At 65.5% G+C, this 226-nt stretch carries 1 pseudogene; it reads left to right on the top strand.

Annotation, left to right across the window (positions count from 1 at the left end):
- Positions 1–226: pseudogene (locus tag AC5RWA_RS21630) on the top strand (DUF4192 domain-containing protein); the annotation flags it as partial.

The following is a 226-nucleotide window of genomic DNA, read 5'->3' as shown; positions in this document are numbered from 1 at the left end:
CCTCCATCCTCTTCGCCGTCTACACCAGCGAAACCACCCGCCTAGGACAGGCCCGACCCTATGCCGACACCATCGCGGCTCTGACCGGGGTCCTCGCCGAACAAGGCATCACGATCCGGGACGGACTTCTCGTCGGAGACGAAACCTTCTCCCCCTACGACGGCGAACCCGGCACCAGCCTCGCCCTGCCCGTCAGCTCAACCCAGACCAGCGCAATCAACGCCGA

It is taken from the genome of Arthrobacter sp. 210 2, assembly GCF_059093025.1.
Note: the sequence above shows the minus strand (reverse complement) of the source record. Positions and strands in the feature narration are given on the sequence as shown.